Origin of the sequence: Fulvivirga lutimaris (genome assembly GCF_009711525.1) — a bacterium.
Classification (GTDB): domain Bacteria; phylum Bacteroidota; class Bacteroidia; order Cytophagales; family Cyclobacteriaceae; genus Fulvivirga; species Fulvivirga lutimaris.
This window is the reverse complement of the sequence record NZ_SMLV01000116.1, coordinates 641-2,069: the sequence shown is the minus strand read 5'-3', so window position 1 is coordinate 2,069 and position 1,429 is coordinate 641. Positions and strand designations below refer to the sequence as shown.

Below are 1,429 nucleotides of genomic sequence, written 5' to 3'. Positions count from 1 at the left end.
CCCAAAACTGGGATGAAGTGATTAAGGGGGTAGCCTCAGACAGGGCAGCAAATGACAACTTTGGTTATTCCGTCAGTATTTCAGGTGACTATGCTATTGTGGGGGCATATTTGGAATCTGAAGATGCATCAGGGGGTAATAACATCGCTTCTGCCGGCTCTGCCTACATCTTTAAAAAAGATGAGGGGGGTATTGATAATTGGGGGCAAGTCCAGAAAATTGTGGCTTCCGATAGAGGCTCAGGTGACCGTTTTGGCTATTCCGTTAGTATTTCAGGTGACTATGCTATTGTGGGGGCATATTCGGAATCTGAAGATGCATTAGGAGGAAACAACGCCATTGCTGCAGGCTCTGCCTACCTCTTCAAAAAAGATGAGGGGGGTATTGATAATTGGGGGCAAGTCCAGAAAATTGTGGCTTCCGATAGAGGCTCAGGTGACCGTTTTGGCTATTCCGTTAGTATTTCAGGTGACTATGCTATTGTGGGGGCATATTCGGAAGATGAAGATGCATTAGGAGGAAACAACGCCCCTTCTGCCGGCTCTGCCTACATCTTTAAAAATATCAATGGCAATTGGACAGAAGTGCAAAAAATTGTGGCTTCCGATAGAGGCTCAGGTGACCGTTTTGGCTATTCCGTTAGTATTTCAGGTGACTATGCTATTGTGGGGGCATATTCGGAATCTGAAGATGCATTAGGAGGAAACAACGCCATTGCTGCAGGCTCTGCCTACCTCTTCAAAAAAGATGAGGGGGGTATTGATAATTGGGGACAAGTGCAGAAAATAGTTGCTTCCGATAGAGGCTCAGGTGACAATTTTGGTTATTCCGTTAGTATTTCAGGTGACTATGCTATTGTGGGGGCATATTTTGAAGATGAAGATGCATTAGGCGGAAACAACGCCTCTGGTGCCGGCTCCGCCTACATTTTCAAAAAAGATGAGACTGATAATTGGGGGCAAGTCCAGAAAATAGTGGCTTCCGATAGAGCCAAACTCGACAATTTTGGTTTTTCCGTTAGTATTTCAGGCGACTATGCTATCGTAGGGGCACATTAGGAAGATGAAGATGCATTAGGAGGAAACAACGCCATTGCTGCAGGCTCTGCCTACCTCTTCAAAAAAGATGAGGGGGGTATTGATAATTGGGGGCAAGTCCAGAAAATTGTGGCTTCCGATAGAACTGCAACTGACTATTTTGGTTTTTCCGTTAGTATTTCAGGGGAGTATGCTATCGTAGGGGCATATAATGAAGAGGAAGATGCATCAGGTGAAAATTACATCTCTGGTGCCGGCTCTGCCTACCTCTTCAGAAAAGATGAGGGTGGCATTGATAATTGGGGACAAGTGCAGAAAATAGTCACTTCCGATAGAGGCTCAGGTGACTATTTTGGTTGGTCAGTCAATATCTCAGGTGACTATGCTGTTGT

Annotated in this window: 2 protein-coding genes; both read left to right on the top strand. The window is 45.2% G+C overall.

The features are described from left to right. Positions 1-1,058, top strand: a 1,058-nt coding sequence (locus E1140_RS00560; protein ID WP_185153332.1) for an FG-GAP repeat protein, incomplete at its 5' end; no start/stop codon positions are given. Between the two features lie 108 nt (positions 1,059-1,166). After that, positions 1,167-1,429: FG-GAP repeat protein (locus E1140_RS21710; protein ID WP_343034107.1), on the top strand; the 263-nt coding region annotated here is incomplete at its 3' end.